The organism is Pseudomonas sp. BF-RE-22, assembly GCF_019956155.1.
Classification (GTDB): domain Bacteria; phylum Pseudomonadota; class Gammaproteobacteria; order Pseudomonadales; family Pseudomonadaceae; genus Aquipseudomonas; species Aquipseudomonas migulae.
This window is the reverse complement of record NZ_JAHBDD010000019.1, coordinates 21726-43523: the sequence shown is the minus strand read 5'-3', so window position 1 is coordinate 43523 and position 21798 is coordinate 21726. Positions and strand designations below refer to the sequence as shown.

Genomic DNA, 21798 nt, shown 5'->3' with positions numbered 1-21798 from the left:
ATAACCCAAACAGCGCTACCTGTAGGAGCGAAGCTTGCTCGCGAAGGGGCCGTGTCATTTGACATGGAAGTCGTCTGTCACACCGCCTTCGCGAGCAAGCTTCGCTCCTGCATGGGCCGTGAGTCTGAGGAATTCGCCATGCTGACCCTCAACATCAATGGCAAGGATCAGGCACTGGATGTCCCTGCGGACATGCCGCTGCTTTGGGTCCTGCGCGATGTCGCACACCTGACCGGCACCAAATTCGGTTGCGGCATGGCCCAGTGCGGCGCTTGCACCGTGCATGTCGACGGGGCGCCGCTGCGCTCCTGCATCACGCCCGCCACGGCAGTGGCCCATGGGCAAAAAATCCTCACCATTGAAGGCCTGTCCACCGACGGTTCGCACCCGGTACAACAAGCCTGGGCCGAACTCGATGTGGTCCAGTGCGGCTACTGCCAGTCCGGGCAGATCATGTCGGCGGCGGCGCTGCTGGCGAAGATCCCCAAGCCCACCGACAGCGACATCGACCAGGCGCTCTCCGGCAACATCTGCCGCTGCGGCACCTACCCGAGGATTCGTGCCGCGATCAAACGCGCCGCCGACATCGGTTGACGGGAGTCATGCGCCATGAACAGCATCAATCCGTTATCGCGCCGAGGTTTTCTCAAGGGCAGCGCAGTGCTGGGCGGTGGGCTGGTGATCGCCTTTGTCATCCCCGGCGCCCACCGTTTTGCCATGGGCGCCGAGAATCAGGGCAACGTCTTTGCACCGAATGCATTTTTACGAATCGGTAACGACAACAGCGTCACCGTGCTGCTCGGCCATTCTGAAATGGGCCAGGGCATCTGGACCGGCCTGACCATGCTGATCGCTGAAGAACTGGACGCCGACTGGTCGAAAATCCGCGTCGAACACGCCCCGGCGTCGGCCGCCGACTATGGTCTGCCCGGGTTTGGCGGGATGCAAATCACTGGCGGTTCGACCTCGACCTGGATGGAGTTCGATCGCTACCGTCAGGCGGGCGCGGCGGCGCGGTTGATGCTGATCGAAGCCGCCGCCAAGCGCTTCAATGTCGCGCCTTCGGAAATTCGCACCGAGTCGGGTGTGGTCATTGCCGGCGACCACCGCGCCACGTACGGCGAACTGGCCGATGACGCGGGCAAGCTGCTGGCACCGGACCCGGCGTCGATCAAGTTCAAGGAGGCGAAAGACTGGAAGGTCATCGGCAAACCGACCAAACGCCTGGACACTCCGGAGAAAATCACCGGGCGAGCCAAATTCGGGATGGACGTGCAGTTCGACGGACTCATGACCGCGATGGTTGCCCGTGCGCCGGTGTTCGGTGGCAGCGTCAAATCCTTTGAAGGCGCGCAAGCGCTGGAGATCCCGGGCGTGCACAAAGTGGTGCAGGTGCCGACGGGCGTCGCGGTGATTGCCGATCATTACTGGGCGGCGAAACTGGGGCGCGATGCGCTGAAGGTCGATTGGGATCTGGGGCCGAACACCGGGCTCGACAGCCAACATCTGCTGGAGAGCTTTCGCAAACTCGCCGCCACGCCAGGCACGTCGGCCAGCAAGGCCGGGGATGCACAGGGCGCTTTGCGCAAGGCAGCGAAGGCGATTGACGTCGAGTACAGCGTGCCGTACCTGGCTCATGCACCGATGGAACCGCTCAATTGCACGGTGAAAATCACCCAGGACAAATGCGAAATCTGGACCGGTACGCAGTTCCAGACGCTGGATCAGATGATCGCGGGAAAAATCACCGGGCTCAAACCCGAGCAGGTCGAGATTCATACCGAGTTCTTGGGCGGCGGTTTCGGCCGGCGGGCCAACCCGACTTCGGACTTTGTCGCTGAGGCGGTGGAGGTCGCGAAGGCGGCGGGCGGTCCGGTGAAAACGGTCTGGTCGCGTGAGGACGACATTCGTGGCGGCTATTACCGCTCGGCGTTCCTGCATCAGGCGCGTATCGGCCTGGATGCCAGTGGAATGCCGATTGCGTGGAAGCACGTGATGGTCGGGCAGTCGATCATGGACGGCACAGCGTTTGCGGCCACCATGGTCAAGGACGGTATCGACAAAACGTCGGTCGAAGGCGTTGTCGACAGCCCTTACATCGAGGGCTTGGCCGATCATCAGGTGGAACTGCATTCGCCGAAAACCGGCATCACCGTGTTGTGGTTGCGTTCGGTCGGGCACACCCACACAGCGTTCGTGATGGAGTCGCTGATCGATGAGCTGGCCGAGGCGGCTGGCAAGGACCCGGTGGAGTACCGGCGAACCTTGCTCAAGGACCATGCGCGGCATCTTGGTGTGTTGAACCTGGCGGTCGAGAAGGCCAACTGGACAGCGCCATTGCCGGATGGGCATGCACTGGGTGTCGCGGTGCATGAATCGTTCGGCAGCTACGTCGCGCAGGTTGCCGAGGTGTCCCAGGACAACCTGAAGATCCGCGTGCACCGGGTGGTGTGCGCGGTGGACTGCGGCATTGCGGTCAACCCGATGAGCATCGCGGCGCAAATGGAGTCGGCCATCACCTTCGGCCTCGGCTTTACCCTGCACAGCAAACTGACCTTCAAGAATGGGCAGGTGGTGCAGTCCAATTACCACGACTATCAGGTGCTGCGCCTGAACGAAATGCCGCTGGTTGAAGTGCATATCGTGCCCAGCACCGACAAACCCGGCGGCATCGGTGAGGCTGGCGTGCCGCCCACGGCGCCAGCGGTGGCCAACGCAGTGTTTGCCCTGACCGGGCAACGGTTGCGCGAACTGCCCTTGCAACTGTCGGGGGTGTGAGATGAGGCGACATCTGATTCTGGGCGCAGTGGTGCTGATCCTCCTGACGATCTACGCCACGGACCTGTTCTCAGAGGATAGAGAAGCGTTGAAGGCTTTCGATACCGTGCAGAAGGTGTTTCAGAACCCGCGCTGCCAGAACTGCCATATCCCGAGTGATTCACCGTTGCAGTTCGATGCCGGAACGCCCCACGCGATGAACGTCGTACGCGGCATGGACGGCAAGGGCGCGGCCGGTTTGCCGTGCGCCACCTGCCACGCCGACAGCAATCCGCCGGCCAGTTACGGCCCGCATGCGCCGCCGGGTGCACCGCACTGGAGCCTGCCGCCTGCGGCGCACAAAATGGCCTGGATCGGGCTGCCGGCCGACAAATTGTGCGCAATGATCAAGGACCGCTCCAGTAATGGCGATCGGGATTTCGCCGCGCTGATCAAGCATGTCAGCGACGACAAACTGGTGCTGTGGGGCTGGAATCCGGGTGAAGGGCGAGCGCCGGTGCCGGTGCCGCACGATATCTTCGTCACTCAATTCAAGCGCTGGGCCGAGGCCGGAGGGCCTTGTCCGGTGGTGGGCAGTTGACCGACGGTCCGTTAACCGGGAGTCAAACCGGGTATGGACCACTCTAAAGAACATACCCGCCAATGGAGTGAGTCATGCTGAACCCAGGCAAACCGGTAAAACACGGCGCTAACGCAGACCCTTTGCTGTCGCCCCAGCAAGCGCGTCAATTGCTGCGTGATCAGGCCCGTAAAGCCGAGCAGGAAGTGATTGGTGTGCAGATGGCGAGCATGGATGAGTTGACGCTGCTGTCCAACCGTCACGGCTTCACGACACTGGCCCAACTGGGGCTGGACGCCTGTCAGCAACTGGAAAAACCGGCCACGCTGCTGTTTTTCGATCTCGATAATTTCAAGCACATCAACTATTTGTACGGTCGCGCCGAGGGTGATGACGCGCTGAAAACCTTTGCCGACGTGCTGCGCATCGCCTTCCGCGAAAACGATGTGATTGGCCGGCTCGGCGACGACGAGTTTGTGGCCTTGTTGACCGGTTCAAGCGCCGTGGACATTGGCGCCATCAAGGCGCGACTCGAAGAAATCCTCGACGAGCGCAACGCCACGATGCGTCGCGGTTATGACATTCGCTTCAGCATTGGCCAGGTTGAGTACGACATTAATCTGCATCACTCGATCGATGAACTGCTGATTGAAGCGGAGAGGGCGTTGCATCGGTAGGCTGGAATTTCGGTGGTGTATGAGCGGGCCTCATCGCGAGCAGGTTCGCTCCCACATTGGTTCGTGTACGGCGCAGAACCAATGTGGGAGCGAGCCCGCTCGCGATGAGGCCCTCAAAATCACCCATATCTTCACTTGGCAAACAGCTGCCCGATATCCTTGAACGCTTTGAACTCCAGCGCATTACCGCAAGGATCAAACAAAAACATCGTCGCCTGTTCGCCAACCAACCCCTGAAACCGAATACCCGGTTCGATCACGAATTGAGTTTCAAGCGCCTTCAGCCGTTCAGCCAAACCCTCCCACTCATCCATCCCCAGCACCACGCCAAAATGCGGCACCGGTACGTTATGCCCGTCCACGGCGTTTGTATGCGCCGCTTCCTGTGAGGCGTTTTTGGGCGCCAGGTGAATCACCAACTGGTGGCCGAAGAAGTTGAAGTCGACCCAATGGTCGCTGGACCGGCCTTCCTCCAGGCCGAAGACGTCACGGTAAAAAGTCCGGGCTGCCGCGAGGTCATATACCGGGATTGCCAAGTGAAAAGGGGAGAGTTGCATCGCTGTGGCTCGCAGATTGACGGTGGTTGAGGTGGAGTTTAGCGCTGTGCTTTTCGATTGAAAGACGATAGTTTTTGCATCGAGCTCAAATTATTTCGATCAATCGAGACCGTCATGCTGCGTGAACTGAAAACCTTCATCGCTGTTACACGCTACGGCACATTCGCCGCCGCCGGCATGCACATTGGCTTGACGCAGTCGGCGGTCAGCGCGCAGATGCGCAACCTGGAACAGGCGTTGGGCATTCGTTTATTCGATCGCACCGGGCGTCAGGCGATTCTCAATGCGGCAGGGCAACGGGCGTTGCCGATGGCCCGAGAGATGCTGGAAACCTTCAGTCGCATGGCGGTCAGCGATGACGTCAGCGAATACCGCGGCGAGTTGAAGATTGGCGCAGTGGCCACAGCCCAGACCGGGTTGCTGCCCCAGGCGTTATTGCGCTTACGCCAGCAAGCGCCGTTGCTGGAACCGAAACTGGTGCCGGGCGTTTCGCTTAATCTGCTGAGCCAGGTCGATACCGGGGAGGTTGATCTGGCCATCCTGATCAAGCCGCCGTTCGAGTTGCCCAAGGAGTTGTCGGCGCAGGTCATTCGCAAGGAACCGTTTGTGCTGATCGTGCCGCCGGAGCTTGAGGGTGATGACCCGTTGCAGATCCTCGCGAGCCATCCCCATGTACGTTACGACCGCAATTCATTCGGTGGGCGCCTGGTGACGCGGTTCCTGCGTGAACAGCAGATTGATGTGCAGGTGGCTTTGGAACTGGATGAACTGGAAGCCATCGTCAAAATGGTTGAATGCGGATTGGGTGTTTCGTTGCTTCCCGAGGCCGGATTGTGGCTTGAGTATGGCGCGAAGGTGCGGATCATCCGGTTGGGCGAACTGACGTTCTACCGCGAGATTGTGCTGTTGCAGCGCTACAGCCAGCGTTTGCAGCCAATCCAGCAATTATTTGCCAACTGCCTGACCTCAATCGACCTGAACACACAATCCCTGTAGGAGCCGGCTTGCTGGCGATGGCGATCTCACAACCGACATTTGCAGTGAGTCGAATATAGCTATCGCCAGCAAGCCGGCTCCTACAGGGGATTGCGTTGAGTCTGAAATCGCAGGCACAAAAAAACCCGCCTACAGAGGCGGGTTTTTTCGTTACCGTCGAAGATTACTCTTCGAGGCTGCCCATGGCCGTGGTGTTGAAACCACCGTCCACGTACATGATTTCACCGCTGATGCCGGACGCCAGGTCCGAGCACAGGAAGGCGCCGGCGTTGCCGACTTCTTCGATGGTGACGTTGCGACGCAGCGGGGTTTGCGCTTCGTTGGCGGCCAGCATCTTGCGGAAGTTCTTGATGCCGGAAGCGGCGAGGGTGCGGATCGGGCCAGCCGATACGCAGTTGACGCGAGTGCCGTCCGGGCCCAGGGAGCCGGCCAGGTAACGTACGCCAGCTTCCAGCGAAGCCTTGGCCATGCCCATTACGTTGTAGTTAGGCATGGTGCGCTCGGCGCCCAGGTACGACAGGGTCAGCAGGCTGCCGTTGCGGCCTTTCATCATTTCGCGGCCAGCTTTGGCCAGGGCCACGAAGCTGTAGGCGCTGATGTCGTGAGCAATGCGGAAACCTTCACGGGTGGTGGCTTCGGTGAAGTCGCCGTCCAGTTGGTCGCCCGGGGCGAAGCCGACGGAGTGCACGATGCAGTCCAGGCCATCCCACTTCTTGCCCAGTTCAACGAAAACCTTGGCGATTTCTTCATCGCTGGCCACGTCGCACGGGAAGCACAGGTCCGGGTTGGAACCCCAGCTTTGTGCGAACTCTTCGACACGACCCTTGAGTTTGTCGTTCTGATAAGTGAAGGCAAGCTCAGCGCCCTCGCGATGCATGGCGGCAGCGATGCCGGATGCGATGGACAGCTTGCTGGCGACACCGACGATCAGTACGCGCTTACCGGCGAGAAAACCCATGTGTTGCTCCTCTCTTTCAGGTTATTGCGCAGTGGCTGGTGCCAGAAAAGCGGCTTCCAGCAACTGCTGTGTATACGGATGTTGGGGGGCGGCAAAGATACTTTGCGCGTCTCCCTGTTCGACCACTTGGCCATGCTTGACCACCATCAGCTGGTGGCTCAGCGCTTTGACGACAGCCAGGTCATGGCTGATAAACAGATACGTCAGGTTGTACTTGGTTTGCAGTGAACGCAAAAGCTCCACCACTTGGCGCTGCACTGTCCGGTCGAGGGCCGAAGTCGGCTCGTCCAGCAGAATCAGCGCCGGTTTTAGCACTAATGCCCGGGCAATGGCGATTCTCTGCCGCTGCCCGCCGGAAAATTCGTGGGGGTAGCGGTGCCGGGTTTCCGGATCCAGACCTACCTCCCTGAGTGCCGCAATAATCGCTTGTTCCTGTTCTGCCTCGGTGCCCATCTTGTGAATCCGCAGGCCTTCGCCAACGATCTGGCTCACGCACATCCGCGGGCTCAGGCTGCCGAACGGGTCCTGAAACACCACCTGCATCTCCCGACGCAGCGGCCGAACCTGTTGTTGCGTCAGGCAGTCTAGCTGCTTGCCTTCAAAACGGATCGCACCTTTGCTGCCAATCAGCCGCAAAATCGCCAAACCGAGTGTCGACTTGCCGGAACCGCTTTCTCCCACAATCCCCAGGGTCTGTCCCTGAGGCAGGCTGAAATTGATCCCGTCCACCGCTTTGATGTGATCGACGGTCTTTTTCAGCAAGCCTTTCTTGATCGGGAACCAGACTTTCAGGTCCTCGACCTGTAGCAACGGCGGGCCAATCACGTTGGTCGCCGGCTTGCCGCTGGGCTCCGCTGCCAGCAGTTCCCGAGTGTACGGATGCTGCGGCGCGCGGAACAACTCTTCGCACGATGCCTGTTCGACGATGCAACCGCGCTGCATGACACATACGCGATGCGCAATTCTTCGCACAAGGTTCAAATCGTGACTGATCAGTAACAATGCCATGCCCAGACGGGTCTGCAATTCCTTGAGCAATTCGAGGATTTTCAGCTGGACGGTCACGTCCAGCGCGGTGGTCGGTTCGTCTGCGATCAACAGCTCCGGCTCGTTGGCCAGGGCCATGGCGATCATCACCCGCTGGCGCTGGCCGCCGGACAATTCGTGGGGCAGGGCTTTCAGGCGCTTCTCGGGCTCCGGAATGCCGACCATTTCCAGCAGTTCCAGCGTGCGTTTGGTCGCGACTTTGCCGATCAAACCCTTGTGGATGCGCAGGACTTCGTTGATCTGCTTCTCGATCGAGTGCAGCGGATTGAGCGAAGTCATCGGTTCCTGAAAGATCATCGCGATCCGGTTGCCACGGATGTGGCGGATGGTTTTTTCTTTCAGGCTCAGCAGGTCTTGCCCGGAGTACTCGATGGTGCCGGAAGGATGCCGGGCGAGCGGGTAGGGCAGCAGGCGCAGGATCGAGTGCGCGGTCACCGATTTGCCGGAACCGCTTTCACCCACCAACGCCAGGGTTTCGCCGCGCTTGATGTCGAAGCTGACACCTTCGACCACCCGCTGGCAGCGCTCGCCAACGACGAATTCGACGGCCAGGTCGCGCACTTCGATCAGATTGTCCTGATTCATTTCACTTCCTCGGGTCGAAGGCATCGCGAGCGGACTCGCCGATGAACACCAGCAGACTCAACATCAACGCCAGCACCGCAAACGCGCTCATGCCCAGCCACGGCGCTTGCAGGTTGGATTTGCCCTGGGCCACCAGCTCACCGAGCGACGGCGCGCCCGGCGGCAAGCCGAAACCCAGGAAATCCAGCGCCGTCAGCGTGCCGATGGCGCCGGTCAGGATGAACGGCATGAAGGTCATGGTCGAAACCATCGCGTTGGGCAAGATGTGGCGGAACATGATCGCACCATTCTGCATCCCCAGCGCCCGGGCCGCGCGCACGTATTCGAGGTTGCGTCCGCGCAGGAACTCGGCGCGAACCACGTCCACCAGGCTCATCCACGAAAACAGCAGCATGATCCCCAGCAGCCACCAGAAGTTCGGCTGGACGAAGCTGGCGAGAATGATCAGCAGATACAGCACCGGCAACCCGGACCAGATCTCCAGGAACCGCTGCCCGGCCAGGTCGACCCAGCCACCATAGAAACCCTGCAAGGCACCGGCAATCACGCCGATGATCGAGCTGAGAATGGTCAACGTCAGCGCGAACAGCACTGAAATCCGGAAGCCGTAAATCACTCGCGCCAACACATCGCGGCCCTGATCGTCCGTGCCCAGCAGGTTGTCGGTCGACGGCGGCGCCGGTGCCGGGACTTTCAGGTCGTAGTTGATGCTTTGGTAGCTGTAGGGAATCGGCGCCCACAGCACCCACGCATCCTTGGCCTTGAGCAGTTCGCGGATATACGGGCTCTTGTAGTTGGCTTCCAGCGGGAATTCGCCGCCGAACGTAGTCTCCGGGTAACGCTTGAGCGCCGGGAAGTACCAGCTGTTGTCGTAATGCACCACCAAGGGTTTGTCGTTGGCGATCAGCTCGGCACCGAGGCTCAGGCCGAACAGCACGAGAAACAGCCACAGCGACCACCAGCCGCGCTTGTTGGCCTTGAACAGTTCGAAACGCCGGCGATTGAGAGGGGACAGGTTCATCTCAATGCTCCCGGCTTTCGAAGTCGATACGCGGATCGACAAAGGTGTACGTCAGATCGCCGATCAGTTTCACCACCAATCCCAGCAGGGTGAAGATGAACAACGTGCCGAAGACCACCGGGTAATCACGGTTGATCGCCGCTTCGAAACTCATCAGCCCCAGTCCGTCGAGGGAGAAGATCACCTCCACTAGCAACGAACCAGTGAAGAAAATCCCGATGAACGCCGACGGGAAACCGGCAATCACCAGCAGCATGGCGTTGCGGAACACGTGGCCGTAGAGCACACGGTGATTGGTCAGGCCCTTGGCCTTGGCGGTGACCACGTACTGCTTGTTGATTTCATCGAGGAAGCTGTTTTTGGTCAGCAGGGTCATGGTCGCGAAGTTGCCGATCACCAGCGCCGTCACCGGCAACGCCAGGTGCCAGAAGTAATCGAGAATCTTGCCGCCCATGCTCAGTTCATCGAAGTTGTTCGAGGTCAGTCCCCGTAGCGGGAACCAGTCGAAATAGCTGCCGCCGGCGAACACCACAATCAACAAAATGGCGAACAGGAACGCCGGGATCGCATAGCCGACGATGATCGCCGAGCTGGTCCAGACGTCGAAGTGACTGCCATGCCGCGTGGCCTTGGCGATCCCCAGCGGGATCGACACCAGGTACATGATCAGCGTGCTCCACAGCCCGAGGGAAATCGACACCGGCATCTTTTCCTTGATCAGGTCGACGACCTTGGCGTCGCGAAAGAAACTGTCGCCGAAATCCAGGGTGGCGTAGTTCTTGACCATGATCCACAAACGTTCCGGCGCCGATTTGTCGAAGCCGTACATGTGCTCGATTTCTTTCACCAGCGCGGGGTCAAGACCCTGGGCGCCACGATAGGCCGAGCCGGCCACCGACACTTCTGCACCACCGCCGGCAATGCGGCTGGTGGCGCCTTCGAAACCTTCGAGCTTGGCGATCATCTGCTCCACCGGCCCGCCGGGGGCGGCCTGGATGATCACGAAGTTGATCAGCAAAATGCCGAGCAGCGTCGGAATGATCAGCAGCAGTCGCCGAAAAATATACGCCAGCATCTATTACTCCGTGCCCGCAGGGTCGGCTTACAGTTTGGTTTCGACTTCTATCGCCGGTGTCACGTTGGGCTTGATCCACCAGGTGGCCGTACCGATGTCGTACTTGGGTGAGATTTTCGGGTGGCCGATATGGTTCCAGTAAGCCACGCGCCAGGTCTTGATGTGCCAGTTGGGGATCACGTAATAACCCCATTGCAGCACGCGGTCCAGTGCACGGGCGTGAGCCACCAGGCTTTTGCGCGAATCGGCGTTGATCAGTTGCTCGACCAGTTGGTCCACCACCGGGTCTTTCAGGCCCATGGAGTTGCGGCTGCCGGGCTTGTCGGCGGCGGCAGACATCCAGAATTCGCGCTGTTCATTACCCGGCGAGTTGGATTGCGGGAAGCTGCCGACAATCATGTCGAAGTCCCGTGAACGCACGCGATTGATGTACTGCGAGACGTCGACCCGGCGAATCACCAGGTCGATCCCCAGGTCGCTGAGATTGCGCTTGAACGGCAGCAGCACCCGTTCGAACTCGGTCTGGGCCAGCAGGAACTCGATGTTCACCGGTTTGCCGTTGGCGTCGACCATCTTGTCGTCGACGATCCGCCAGCCGGCTTCCTGTAACAGCTGATAAGCCTTGCGCTGCTGCGTGCGGATCATGCCGCTGGCGTCGGTCACCGGGTTCTGGAAGGCCTCGGTGAATACCTGCTCGGGGATCTTGCCGCGGAACGGGTCGAGAATGGCCAACTGATCGGCATCCGGCAAGCCGGTGGCGGCCATTTCCGAGTTTTCAAAGAAACTGCGGGTGCGCACGTAGGCGCCGTTGAACAGTTGCTTGTTGGTCCATTCAAAGTCTAGCAACAGCGTCAGCGCCTGGCGCACGCGCACGTCCTGGAACACCGGGCGGCGCAGGTTGAAGACAAAGCCCTGCATGCCGGTCGGGTTGCCGTTGGGGATCTGTTCCTTGTTCAACCGACCTTCGGCAACCGCCGGAATGTTGTAGGCGTTGGCCCAGTTCTTCGCGCTCATCTCCAGCCAGTAATCGAACTGTCCGGCCTTGAGTGCTTCCAGGGCCACGGTGTTGTCGCGGTAGTAATCGGTGGTCATCACGTCGAAGTTGTAGAAGCCACGGTTGGCCGGCAGGTCCTTGCCCCAGTAATCCTTGACCCGCTCGTAGCGAATCGAGCGCCCGGCCTTCACCTCGCTGACCTTGTACGGGCCGCTGCCCAACGGCATTTCCAGGTTGCCCTTGTTGAAGTCCCGGGTCGCCCACCAGTGTTTAGGCAGTACCGGCAACTGGCCGAGGATCAACGGCAGTTCGCGGTTGTTGGTGTGCTTGAACTTGAACAGCACGGTCAGCGGGTCTTCGGCGACTGCTTCAGCGACGTCGCTGTAGTAACCGCGATACATCGGCGCGCCGTCCTTGATCAGGGTTTCGAAGCTGAACACCACGTCTTCGGCACGGATCGGATGACCGTCGTGGAAGCGCGCTTCGGGGCGCAGATAGAAACGCACCCAGCTGTTGTCCGGGGCTTTCTCGATCTTGCCGGCAACCAATCCATATTCGGTGAACGGTTCATCGAGTCCCTGTTTGGCCAGGGTGTCGTAGATCAGCTCGATGTCGCCGGCCGACACGCCTTTGCTGATGAACGGGTTGAGGCTGTCGAAGCCGCCGAAACCAGCCTGACGGAAGACCCCGCCCTTGGGCGCGTCCGGATTCACGTAATCGAAATGCTTGAAGTCGGCCGGGTATTTCGGCGGCTCGTTGTACAAGGTCAGGGCGTGTTGCGGCGCGGCGCAGGCCAGCCCGGCGAACAACAGGCCGCTGGCCTGCAAGAGCAGGGCGCGTACGGGTTTCATCGATCTTTCTCCGAAGATTTCAGCCACCACGCACTCAGGCCCAGCGTATAGGGCGGCGTGGTGACGAAGGCGAACCGGTTGCGGTAGGCCAGGCGGTGATAATTGAGGTACCAGTTGGGAATGATGTAGTGCTGCCATAACAACACGCGGTCCAGGGCTTTGCCGGCGGCAACCTGTTCATCGCGGGTCTGGGCGGCGAGCAGTTGCTCGAGTAAATGGTCAACCACCGGGTTGGCGATGCCCGCGTAATTTTTGCTGCCCTTGACCCCGACCTGGCTGGAATGGAAATACTGCCATTGCTCCAGACCGGGGCTGAGGGTCTGGTTCAGGGTCATCAGAATCATGTCGAAATCGAACTGGTCGAGGCGCTGTTTGTACTGGGCACGGTCCACCGTGCGCAGCCGGGCGTCGATGCCGATACTGGCGAGGTTCTCGACATAAGGCTGGAGGATGCGTTCCAGGTTCGGGTTGACCAGCAGGATCTCAAGCGAGAGCGGCTGGCCCTTGGCGTTTTCGACTCGTTGACCGTTGAGCTTCCAGCCGGCCTCGGCGAGCAGGCTCAGGGCCTGGCGCATGGTGTCCCGCGGAATGCCGCGCCCTTGGGTCTGCGGCAGGCTGAACGGCTCGGTGAGCAGTTTGGCGGGCAATTGCTCGCGGTACGGCTTGAGCATCAACCACTCATGACCGACCGGCAGACCGGTGGCCGAGAATTCGCTGTTGGGGTAGTAACTCATGGCGCGCTTGTAAGCGCCGCTGAACAGCGTGCGATTGGTCCACTCGAAATCGAACATCAGCCCCAGCGCTTCGCGCACCTTCGCGTCGGAGAAGGCCGGGCGCCGGGTGTTCATGAACAGGCCCTGGCTCTGGGTCGGGATCTGGTGCGGGATCTGCGCCTTGATGACATCGCCTCGTCGCACGGCCGGGAAGTTGTAACCGTTAACCCAGTTCTTCGCCTGATGCTCGATGTAGATGTCGAACTCGCCGGCCTTGAAGGCCTCGAACGCGACGTCGCTGTCGCGGTAGAACTCGACTTCCATGCGGTCGACGTTGTACTTGCCGCGATTGACCGGCAGGTCCTTGCCCCAGTAATCCTTGACCCGTTCAAACACAATCTGGCGCCCGGGCGTGACCGAGGTCATGCGATAAGGGCCACTGCCCAGCGGCGGCTCGAAGGTGGTGGCCTTGAAGTCGCGATCTTTCCAGTAATGCTGCGGCAGCACCGGCAACTCGCCCAGGCGCAAGATCAGCAGTGGATTGCCAGCGCGCTTGAAGACGAAGCGGATGCGCTGTGGGTTGAGCACGTCGACCCGCAACACTTCCTGGAGATTGGTGCGGTATTGCGGATGGCCTTCCTTGAGCAGCAATCGATAAGAGAACGCGACGTCATACGCAGTGATCGGCGTGCCATCGTGAAAGCGGGCTTCGGGGCGCAGGTTGAACACCACCCAGCTGCGGTCTTCGCTGTATTCCACCGATTGGGCGATCAGGCCATAACTGGAGGTGGGTTCGTCGCCGGACGGCGCGTATTGGCCGGTGCCGACCATCAGCGGCTCGTTGAGCTCGTTGATGCCGTACTGCAGGAAATTCGCGGTGGAAACCGGGCTTGAGCCCTTGAAGGTGTACGGGTTGAGCGTATCGAAGGTGCCAAACGCCATCACCCGCAACGTACCGCCCTTGGGCGCTTGCGGGTTGACCCAGTCGAAATGGGTAAATCTGGCCGGGTACTTGAGCGTGCCGAACTGCGCATAACCATGGCTTTCGCTGATCGTCGCACTTGCGGAGGAGCTCAAGGCCAGGCTGATGAGGAGCAGGAGGAGGGGACGCTTCAAGTCAGAGATCCGATCCAGGCGGCTTGGGCTTTGTGGGCCGTACAGTAACAGCTTGTATGGACAGGAAAAAGACGGGGATTTAACGACCCCTTAATTGCTGGCGCAGATCGCTTGTGGAGGCTTGGAAACCTATTTGATCGCTCGTCGTACACAAACCCTGTAGGAGCCAGCTTGCTGGCGATGGTCGTTAACGATAACGCGTGAAATCTGGTTAAACGCGGCGCACTTGAGCCCATCGCCAGCAAGCTGGCTCCTACAGGGTTTGTGTGAACCTGTTTTTGGTATTTGGGCAAAAAAAAGCCCCTGAAGTCAGGGGCTTTTTTTAGTGCGGCGAAGCAACCGTCAACATCTGGCCCGGCTTCAGCGCCTGGCCGACACGCGGGTTCCAGCGCTTGAGGTGCTGCATTTCAACGTTGAAACGCTTGGCCACGATGTACAGCGAGTCACCTTGCTGGACCTTGTATTGGGTCTGCGGTTTCTTGGTGTCCGTCTTGCCATTCGTCTTGGTATTGGCGGCCACTACGGTGTTGACGCGTCCGGAGCTGCGCTTGGTCTTGTCCTGCATCACCAGCGTCTGGCCAACCTTGAGGTCCTTGCCAGTCAGCTTGTTCCAGCGTTGCAGGTCTTTTACGTCGACCTTGTTGGCCTTGGCGATGGTGCCGAGGTTGTCACCACGTTTCACGCGGTAGGCGCGTTTGAGGCTGGCGATCTGGGTATCGTCTGCGCCTTCGAACACCGGTTTGAGCGACTTCTTGCTGATCAGCTCTTCGGGACGCATGGTCGAGAGGCTGGCGGTCAGCAGTTGCGCCTTGGACGTCGGCACCAGCAAATGCTGAGGGCCGTCCAGAGTGGTGGTGCGCTGCTTGAAGGCCGGGTTGAGCTGGAACAACTCGTCTTCGTCGATATTGGCCACCGCTGCAACCTTGGACAGGTCCATGCGCTGGTTGATTTCGACGGCCTGGAAATACGGTTCGTTGGCGATCGGGTTGAGGTTCACGCCGTAGGCTTCGGGCGCCAGGACCACTTGCGACAGGGCCAGCAACTTCGGCACATAGGCCTGGGTTTCCGACGGCAGCGGCAGGTTCCAGTAATCGGTGGGCAGGCCAAGTCTTTCGTTACGTTCGATGGCCCGGCTGACCGTACCTTCACCCGCGTTGTAAGCCGCGAGGGCCAGCAGCCAGTCGCCGTTGAACATGTCGTGCAGACGGGTCAGGTAATCCATCGCGGCGGTGGTCGACGCGGTAATGTCGCGACGGCCATCGTAGAAACGAGTCTGGCGCAGGTTGAAGTAACGCCCGGTGGAAGGAATGAACTGCCACAAGCCAACCGCGTCGGCCCGGGAATAGGCCATTGGGTTGTAGGCGCTTTCAATCACTGGAAGGAGTGCCAGTTCCAGCGGCATGTTGCGTTCTTCAAGGCGTTCGACTATGTAGTGAATGTAGAGACTGCCGCGTTCGCCGGCGTTTTCGAGGAAGGATGGATTACTGGCGAACCACAGGCGCTGTTGCTCGATGCGCGGGTTGACGCCCAGGCCTTCCTGCAACTGGAAGCCTTGGCGCATGCGCTCCCAGACGTCCTGTGGAATTTGCGGGCTAGGCTTTTCGCTGAGCCAGATGGGCTTCTGTTTGGCTCGCGCTGCGATGTTCGGGGTATGTGCCGCGTCGGTCTGCGGCACATGGCTGGAACAGCCCGCCAGAGTGGCGGACACAGCCACCGCTATGGCTTGAGCCAAGCGGGTCAATGCGTCTGAATTGATGGCTTTACGAATAGATGACGACATTGGCTGGAAGTAAGTTCCGGGCAAAAATGTCGGGCGATTCTAGAAAGCGCACCCTCTGCGGTCAACCATTCAGATTTTTCGCACCAACGGCAAGCCCTCTCAGAACTTATCCTTCCAAGCGCGCAGAGCAGCAAAAACCGCACTCGGAGCCCGGTTATCGGTGCCATTCCGTTCGTCCAATTTTTCTTTAACGGATGTTTCGTCGACACGTAAAAACGGGTTGGTCTGCTTTTCCAGTGCGATCGACGAAGGCAGCGTGATGATGCCTGCTGCACGTTGTTCGGTGACTTTTGCCAGCCGTTCGGCCGTGTGCGGATTACCCGGTTCGACCGCTGCGGCGAAGCGCAGGTTGCTCAGGGTGTATTCATGCGTGCAATACACCTGCGTATCCTCGGGAAGGGATGCGAGGCGTGTCAGCGAGGTGTGCATTTGCTCGGGCGTGCCTTCGAACAACCGCCCGCAACCGGCGGCGAACAGGGTGTCGCCACAAAAAAGCAGGCCCTGATGATAAAAAGCGATGTGTCCCAGGGTGTGACCGGGTACTTCGATGACTTCAAAGTCGCAGCCGAGCACGTTGATATGGTCGTTGTCCTTGAGCGCGACGTCCCGCGCCGGAATGGTTTCACTGGCCGGGCCGTAGACCTTCGCGTCCGTCGCTTTTTTCAGCTGTTCGACACCGCCGACATGGTCGTGATGATGGTGAGTGATCAAAATATCACTCAGTGCCCAACCCGGATTCGCTGCGAGCCAGGCCTGGACCGGCGCGGCATCGCCGGGATCGACCACCGCACAGCGTCGCGTGTCGGGGTCTTGCAACAACCAGATGTAGTTGTCGGTGAAGGCGGGCAGGGCACTGATCTGTATCATCGTCGGATTCGCCAAGCGGAAAACAATGGCGCATCTTAGAACTTCCTGGCGCGTTGGAGAATGCAATGACTGATAAAGCGTTCGCTCAGGCTGATCCTGACTGGCTGGCCCTGATCAGCGCGGCCCGTGAATGGCTGTCCGGCCCCATCGGGCAGTTTCTGCTGGACGAAGAACGACGCATGCTCGAAGACGAGCTGGGGCGCTTCTTCGGTGGCTATCTGGTGCATTACGGTCCTTCGGCCGAGACACCGCCGTCGGCGCCGCAGGTCCAGCGCAATGTGCGGCTGGGTGCTCCATTGCCGGGTGTCGAGATCGTGTGTGAAGAGCAGGCTTGGCCGTTGAGTGAGCACGCTGCCGATGTGGTGGTGTTGCAGCACGGCCTGGATTTCTGCCTGTCGCCCCATGGTTTGCTGCGCGAAGCGGCGAGCAGCGTGCGTCCCGGTGGGCATTTGCTGATCATCGGGATCAACCCCTGGAGCAGCTGGGGCTTGCGCCACGTATTCGCCCATGACGCCTTGCGCAAGGCTCGATGCATTTCGCCGTCGCGGGTCGCCGACTGGCTGAACCTGCTGGGCTTCGCGCTGGAGAAACGCCGCTTCGGGTGCTATCGTCCGCCGCTTGCGTCCCCGGCCTGGCAAGCCCGTTTGGCCGGTTGGGAACGCAAGGCCGGTGACTGGCAACTGTCGGGTGGCGGCTTCTATTTATTGGTCGCGCGCAAGATCGTGGTCGGCCTGCGGCCGGTTCGTCAGGAACGTCGCGAGCCGATGGGCAAGTTGATTCCATTGCCGATGGCCAAGGTCAACCGCCGCAACATCGAGCCGTAACACTTTTTATATTCCCGGCCGGGCGCGTCCCGGCCTCGGGCATCGTCGATCAACGGTCGGCGGGCCACCGCATTTTCTGGATAGATTGGCATGAGCGATAGCGTAGAACTCTTCACCGACGGCGCCTGCAAGGGCAATCCTGGCCCAGGCGGCTGGGGCGCATTGCTGGTGTGCAAGGGCGTTGAAAAAGAACTCTGGGGTGGCGAAGCCAACACCACCAACAATCGCATGGAGCTGATGGGCGCGATTCGCGGGCTGGAAGAACTGAAGCGTTCCTGCGACGTGCTGCTGGTGACGGACTCGCAGTATGTGATGAAAGGCATCAACGAATGGATGGACAACTGGAAGAAGCGCGGCTGGAAAACGGCAGCGAAAGAACCGGTAAAAAACGCTGACCTGTGGAAATTGCTGGACGAGCAGGTCAACCGCCACAACGTCACCTGGAAGTGGGTGCGCGGGCACATCGGGCATCACGGCAACGAGCGGGCCGACCAGTTGGCTAACCGTGGCGTGGATGAGGTGCGCGGTTACAAACAAGCCTGACCTTTGTAGGAGCCGGCTTGCCGGCGATAGCGTTCCCGAGATCAATACAAGGCTCAGGACCTATCGCCGGCAAGCCGGCTCCTACAAGATCGGTGTTCACAGCATCAAAATGGCGTTGGCCAATTGTTGGTCTGAATACTGATCGCTCAGCCCGCCACGAATCCTCTCGAATGCCGCTTCAATTCGCGCCCCGCGAATCGCCCCGTCACTCGCCACAAACGCTGCCGCATCATCCTTGGCCGCCAGCACAATCTTGTCGTCCTTGAATGATCCGCTCGTGCCCTTGGACGAACTCAAGGTCAGGCTCAACGTGATATCGGTGCTGATTACAAAACTGGTGGCCTGGGCGGTGGTTGCGATCAGGCAACTGCACAGGACCAGCAGGCGTAGCGATTGTGTGGTGGTCATGACGAACTCAAATCCATCGGAAACAAGCCGCGCACGCTATCAAGCCGTTCTTTGCCAGACTTTATGAACATTGCTAATGATTGTTAAAAACTGCATGAGTCGCAGTCATTTGCCTGTGCGCACGCCTGATCCCGTGGGCGTGTTAACATCGCCGCTTTTGCACGATTGACCCGTTGAGAGCTGAGCACTGATGGCCACCAGATCCGTTGTACTCGATACCGAAACCACCGGCATGCCGGTGACCGACGGCCACCGGATTATCGAAATCGGTTGTGTCGAGTTGATCGGTCGGCGCCTGACCGGTCGGCATTTTCACGTTTACCTGCAACCGGACCGCGAGAGTGATGAAGGCGCCATCGGCGTTCACGGCATCACCAACGAATTCCTGGTGGGCAAGCCGCGCTTCACGGAAGTGGCTGATGAGTTTTTCGAATTCATCAAGGGCGCGCAGCTGATCATCCATAACGCGGCGTTCGACGTTGGCTTCATCAACAACGAATTTGCCCTGATGGGCCAGCACGATCGAGCGGACATCACGCAACACTGCTCGATCCTCGACACCCTGATGATGGCCCGGGAACGTCACCCGGGGCAGCGCAACAGCCTCGACGCCTTGTGCAAACGTTATGGCGTCGACAACTCCGGTCGTGAACTCCACGGCGCCTTGCTCGACTCCGAGATTCTCGCCGACGTTTACCTGACCATGACCGGCGGCCAGACCAGCCTGTCGCTGGCCGGCAATGCGTCCGACGGCAACGGGTCTGGTGAAGGGGCGGACAACTCCGCCACGGAGATCCGCCGTTTGCCGGCCGATCGCCAGCCAACCCGTATCATCCGCGCCAGTGAAGATGATTTGGCGCAACACATGGCCCGCCTGGAAGTCATCGCCAAATCCGCTGGTGCGCCATCGTTGTGGCAGCAACTGCTTGAGGCTGAAGCTCAGGCGTAAATCTCGAGATAGACACTAACCTGTAGGAGCCGGCTTGCTGCGGGCGGCGTTCCGACGATAGCGTCCGTTCAGACGATGAACGTGTCGACTGTCCCACCGCCATCGCCGGCAAGCCGGCTCCTACAGGGTTATGCGATCCACTCGTGACCCATTTCGGGGCATTGCACTCGCCACAAGCGCCTCAACCCTCTACCCTGAGGTTATTGGCAGGCTACGGACTGCCGCCTCAGGACACTGAGCCCCATGTATAAAGATTTGAGATTCCCGGTCTTGATCGTCCATCGCGACATCAAGGCCGACACGGTTGCCGGTGATCGGGTGCGTGGCATCGCCCGGGAGCTGGAGCAGGAAGGTTTCAGCATTGTCTCGGCAGTGGATTACACCGAAGGGCGGTTGGTCGCGTCGACCCATCATGGCCTCTCGTGCATGTTGATCGCCGCCGAAGACCCGAGCGCCAATTCCCATCTGTTGCAGAACATGGCCGAACTGATCGGCTTGGCGCGGGTGCGTGCGCCGGATTTGCCGATTTTCGCGCTGGGCGAGCAGGTGACGCTGGAAAACGCCCCCGCCGATGCGATGGACGAGCTCAATCAGCTGCGCGGCATTCTCTATTTGTTCGAAGACACCGTGCCGTTTCTGGCACGGCAGGTCGCACGAGCCGCACGCAAATACCTGGATGGCCTGCTGCCACCGTTCTTCAAGGCGTTGGTGCAACACACCGCCGACTCCAACTATTCCTGGCACACGCCGGGCCATGGTGGCGGCGTGGCCTATCACAAGAGCCCGGTGGGGCAGGCGTTTCACCAGTTTTTCGGGGAAAACACCCTGCGTTCAGACCTGTCGGTGTCGGTGCCGGAGCTCGGTTCGCTGCTCGACCACACCGGCCCTCTGGCCGAGGCGGAAGCGCGAGCGGCGCGCAACTTTGGCGCCGATCACACCTTTTTCGTGATCAATGGCACCTCGACGGCCAACAAGATCGTCTGGCATTCGATGGTCGCCCGCGATGACCTGGTGCTGGTAGACCGCAACTGCCACAAGTCGGTATTGCACTCGATCATCATGACCGGCGCGATTCCGTTGTACCTGTGCCCGGAACGCAACGAACTGGGGATCATCGGCCCGATTCCGCTGAGTGAATTCAGCCGCGAATCGATTCAGGCCAAGATCGACGCCAGCCCGTTGACCAAGGGCCGTGCGCCCAAGGTCAAACTGGCGGTGGTGACCAATTCGACCTACGACGGGCTCTGTTACAACGCCGAACTGATCAAGCAAAGCCTGGGCAACAGCGTCGAGGTGCTGCATTTCGATGAAGCCTGGTATGCCTATGCGGCGTTTCACGAATTTTTTGCCGGACGTTACGGCATGGGCACTGCGCGCAGTGCGGACAGCCCGCTGGTGTTCACCACCCATTCCACCCACAAACTGTTGGCGGCGTTCAGTCAGGCCTCGATGATTCACGTCCAGGACGGCGGTGCGCGGCAACTGGATCGCGACCGCTTCAACGAAGCGTTCATGATGCACATCTCCACGTCGCCGCAGTACAGCATCATCGCCTCTCTGGATGTGGCGTCGGCGATGATGGAAGGTCCGGCGGGTCGCTCGCTGTTGCAGGAAATGTTCGACGAAGCCCTGAGTTTCCGTCGGGCACTGGCGAATTTGCGTCAGCACATTGCCGCTGATGACTGGTGGTTCTCCATCTGGCAGCCGCCGTCGGTGGAAGGCATCGAGCGCGTGGTGACGCAAGACTGGCTGCTGCAACCCGATGCCGACTGGCACGGTTTTGGCGGCGTGACCGATGACTACGTGCTGCTCGATCCGGTCAAGGTCACGCTGGTGATGCCGGGCCTCACCGCCGGCGGTGCGTTGAGCGAACGCGGGATTCCGGCGGCGGTGGTCAGCAAATTCCTCTGGGAGCGTGGGCTGGTGGTCGAGAAGACCGGGCTCTATTCGTTTTTGGTGCTGTTCTCCATGGGCATCACCAAGGGCAAATGGAGCACGCTGCTGACCGAGTTGCTGGAGTTCAAGCGCAGTTACGACGCCAACGTCAGCCTCCTGACCTGCCTGCCCTGCGTGGCGCAGCAGGAAGGCGCGCGTTACAAGGGTATGGGGCTGCGCGATTTGTGCGATCAACTGCACGCCTGTTACCGCAGCAATGCCACGGCCAAACATCTCAAGCGCATGTACACCGTGTTGCCGGAAATCGCCATGAAGCCGGCTGACGCTTATGATCATCTGGTGCGTGGCGAGGTGGAAGCCGTGTCCATCGATGCACTGGACGGCCGCATTGCCGCGGTGATGCTGGTGCCGTATCCGCCGGGGATTCCGTTGATCATGCCCGGCGAACGTTTCACCGAGTCGACCCGCTCGATCATCGATTACCTGGCGTTTGCCCGCACGTTCGATAGCAGTTTCCCGGGGTTTGTCGTCGATGTGCACGGCTTGCAACACGAAGACGAGGGCAATGGACGGCATTACACCGTCGATTGCATCAAGGAGTGAG

Annotated in this window: 19 protein-coding genes; 9 read left to right on the top strand and 10 right to left on the bottom strand. The window is 60.0% G+C overall.

From position 1 onward, the window contains the following. Positions 1-138 precede the first annotated feature (138 nt). From KGA82_RS11915 to KGA82_RS11900, 4 genes are all read left to right on the top strand, one after another. Positions 139-594 carry a (2Fe-2S)-binding protein gene (locus KGA82_RS11915; protein WP_207285671.1) on the top strand — a complete coding sequence of 152 codons (456 nt, stop codon included), beginning with the start codon at positions 139-141 and terminating at the stop codon, positions 592-594. A 15-nt stretch (positions 595-609) separates the two neighbouring features. Continuing rightward, positions 610-2778 carry a xanthine dehydrogenase family protein molybdopterin-binding subunit gene (locus KGA82_RS11910; RefSeq protein WP_223450434.1) on the top strand — a complete coding sequence of 723 codons (2169 nt, stop codon included), beginning with the start codon at positions 610-612 and terminating at the stop codon, positions 2776-2778. 1 nt (position 2779) lies between these two features. Continuing rightward, positions 2780-3358, top strand: a complete 579-nt coding sequence (locus KGA82_RS11905; protein ID WP_223450433.1) for a hypothetical protein — start codon at positions 2780-2782, stop codon at positions 3356-3358. 74 nt (positions 3359-3432) lie between these two features. After that, positions 3433-4014: a GGDEF domain-containing protein gene (locus KGA82_RS11900; RefSeq protein WP_223450432.1), complete on the top strand. Its 582-nt coding sequence runs from the start codon at positions 3433-3435 to the stop codon at positions 4012-4014. A 131-nt stretch (positions 4015-4145) separates the two neighbouring features. Here KGA82_RS11900 and KGA82_RS11895 read toward each other — a convergent pair whose 3' ends face one another. Then, positions 4146-4571 (bottom strand): VOC family protein, encoded by a 426-nt coding sequence (locus KGA82_RS11895; protein ID WP_223450431.1) that lies wholly within the window; start codon positions 4569-4571, stop codon positions 4146-4148. A gap of 114 nt (positions 4572-4685) precedes the next feature. On the opposite strand from KGA82_RS11895, the gene KGA82_RS11890 reads away from it, so the two are divergent. Continuing rightward, positions 4686-5567, top strand: coding sequence for a LysR family transcriptional regulator (locus tag KGA82_RS11890; RefSeq protein WP_223450430.1), 882 nt, complete (start codon positions 4686-4688; stop codon positions 5565-5567). A 163-nt stretch (positions 5568-5730) separates the two neighbouring features. Here the strand turns inward: KGA82_RS11890 and fabI are convergent, their stop codons facing one another. The 8 genes from fabI to gloB all read right to left on the bottom strand — a co-directional run bounded on the left by fabI (position 5731) and on the right by gloB (position 16574). After that, on the bottom strand, positions 5731-6525 hold the full coding sequence (gene fabI / locus KGA82_RS11885) for an enoyl-ACP reductase FabI (RefSeq protein ID WP_008028639.1): 795 nt from the start codon (positions 6523-6525) through the stop codon (positions 5731-5733). Positions 6526-6546: 21 nt separating this feature from the next. Further along, positions 6547-8157, bottom strand: coding sequence for an ABC transporter ATP-binding protein (locus KGA82_RS11880; protein ID WP_223414502.1), 1611 nt, complete (start codon positions 8155-8157; stop codon positions 6547-6549). A gap of 1 nt (position 8158) precedes the next feature. Next, positions 8159-9178: an ABC transporter permease gene (locus KGA82_RS11875; RefSeq protein ID WP_008028637.1), complete on the bottom strand. Its 1020-nt coding sequence runs from the start codon at positions 9176-9178 to the stop codon at positions 8159-8161. A 1-nt stretch (position 9179) separates the two neighbouring features. Then, the gene (locus KGA82_RS11870) at positions 9180-10253 is read right to left on the bottom strand and encodes a microcin C ABC transporter permease YejB (protein WP_223450429.1); all 1074 of its coding nucleotides are present in this window, start codon (positions 10251-10253) and stop codon (positions 9180-9182) included. Positions 10254-10280: 27 nt separating this feature from the next. After that, the gene (locus KGA82_RS11865) at positions 10281-12098 is read right to left on the bottom strand and encodes an extracellular solute-binding protein (protein ID WP_223450428.1); all 1818 of its coding nucleotides are present in this window, start codon (positions 12096-12098) and stop codon (positions 10281-10283) included. Then, the gene (locus KGA82_RS11860; RefSeq protein ID WP_411737623.1) at positions 12095-13909 is read right to left on the bottom strand and encodes an extracellular solute-binding protein; all 1815 of its coding nucleotides are present in this window, start codon (positions 13907-13909) and stop codon (positions 12095-12097) included. Before KGA82_RS11860 ends, KGA82_RS11865 begins: the two co-directional genes overlap by 4 nt. Positions 13910-14249: 340 nt before the next feature. Then, positions 14250-15707, bottom strand: a complete 1458-nt coding sequence (locus tag KGA82_RS11855; protein ID WP_008038257.1) for a transglycosylase SLT domain-containing protein — start codon at positions 15705-15707, stop codon at positions 14250-14252. A 99-nt stretch (positions 15708-15806) separates the two neighbouring features. Continuing rightward, the gene (gene gloB, locus KGA82_RS11850; protein ID WP_223450426.1) at positions 15807-16574 is read right to left on the bottom strand and encodes a hydroxyacylglutathione hydrolase; all 768 of its coding nucleotides are present in this window, start codon (positions 16572-16574) and stop codon (positions 15807-15809) included. 65 nt (positions 16575-16639) lie between these two features. On the opposite strand from gloB, the gene KGA82_RS11845 reads away from it, so the two are divergent. Both KGA82_RS11845 and rnhA read left to right on the top strand, forming a co-directional pair. Next, the gene (locus KGA82_RS11845) at positions 16640-17398 is read left to right on the top strand and encodes a methyltransferase domain-containing protein (RefSeq protein ID WP_008038260.1); all 759 of its coding nucleotides are present in this window, start codon (positions 16640-16642) and stop codon (positions 17396-17398) included. A 90-nt stretch (positions 17399-17488) separates the two neighbouring features. Further along, the gene (gene rnhA / locus KGA82_RS11840) at positions 17489-17941 is read left to right on the top strand and encodes a ribonuclease HI (protein WP_008028618.1); all 453 of its coding nucleotides are present in this window, start codon (positions 17489-17491) and stop codon (positions 17939-17941) included. 96 nt (positions 17942-18037) lie between these two features. On the opposite strand, the gene KGA82_RS11835 is transcribed toward rnhA, so the two are convergent. Beyond that, on the bottom strand, positions 18038-18349 hold the full coding sequence (locus KGA82_RS11835; RefSeq protein WP_223450425.1) for a DUF2388 domain-containing protein: 312 nt from the start codon (positions 18347-18349) through the stop codon (positions 18038-18040). Positions 18350-18539: 190 nt separating this feature from the next. Between KGA82_RS11835 and dnaQ the strand changes: the two genes are divergently transcribed. Beyond that, on the top strand, positions 18540-19298 hold the full coding sequence (dnaQ, locus tag KGA82_RS11830) for a DNA polymerase III subunit epsilon (protein ID WP_008038265.1): 759 nt from the start codon (positions 18540-18542) through the stop codon (positions 19296-19298). Between the two features lie 243 nt (positions 19299-19541). After that, the gene (locus tag KGA82_RS11825; RefSeq protein ID WP_223450424.1) at positions 19542-21797 is read left to right on the top strand and encodes an Orn/Lys/Arg decarboxylase N-terminal domain-containing protein; all 2256 of its coding nucleotides are present in this window, start codon (positions 19542-19544) and stop codon (positions 21795-21797) included. Position 21798: the final 1 nt, after the last annotated feature.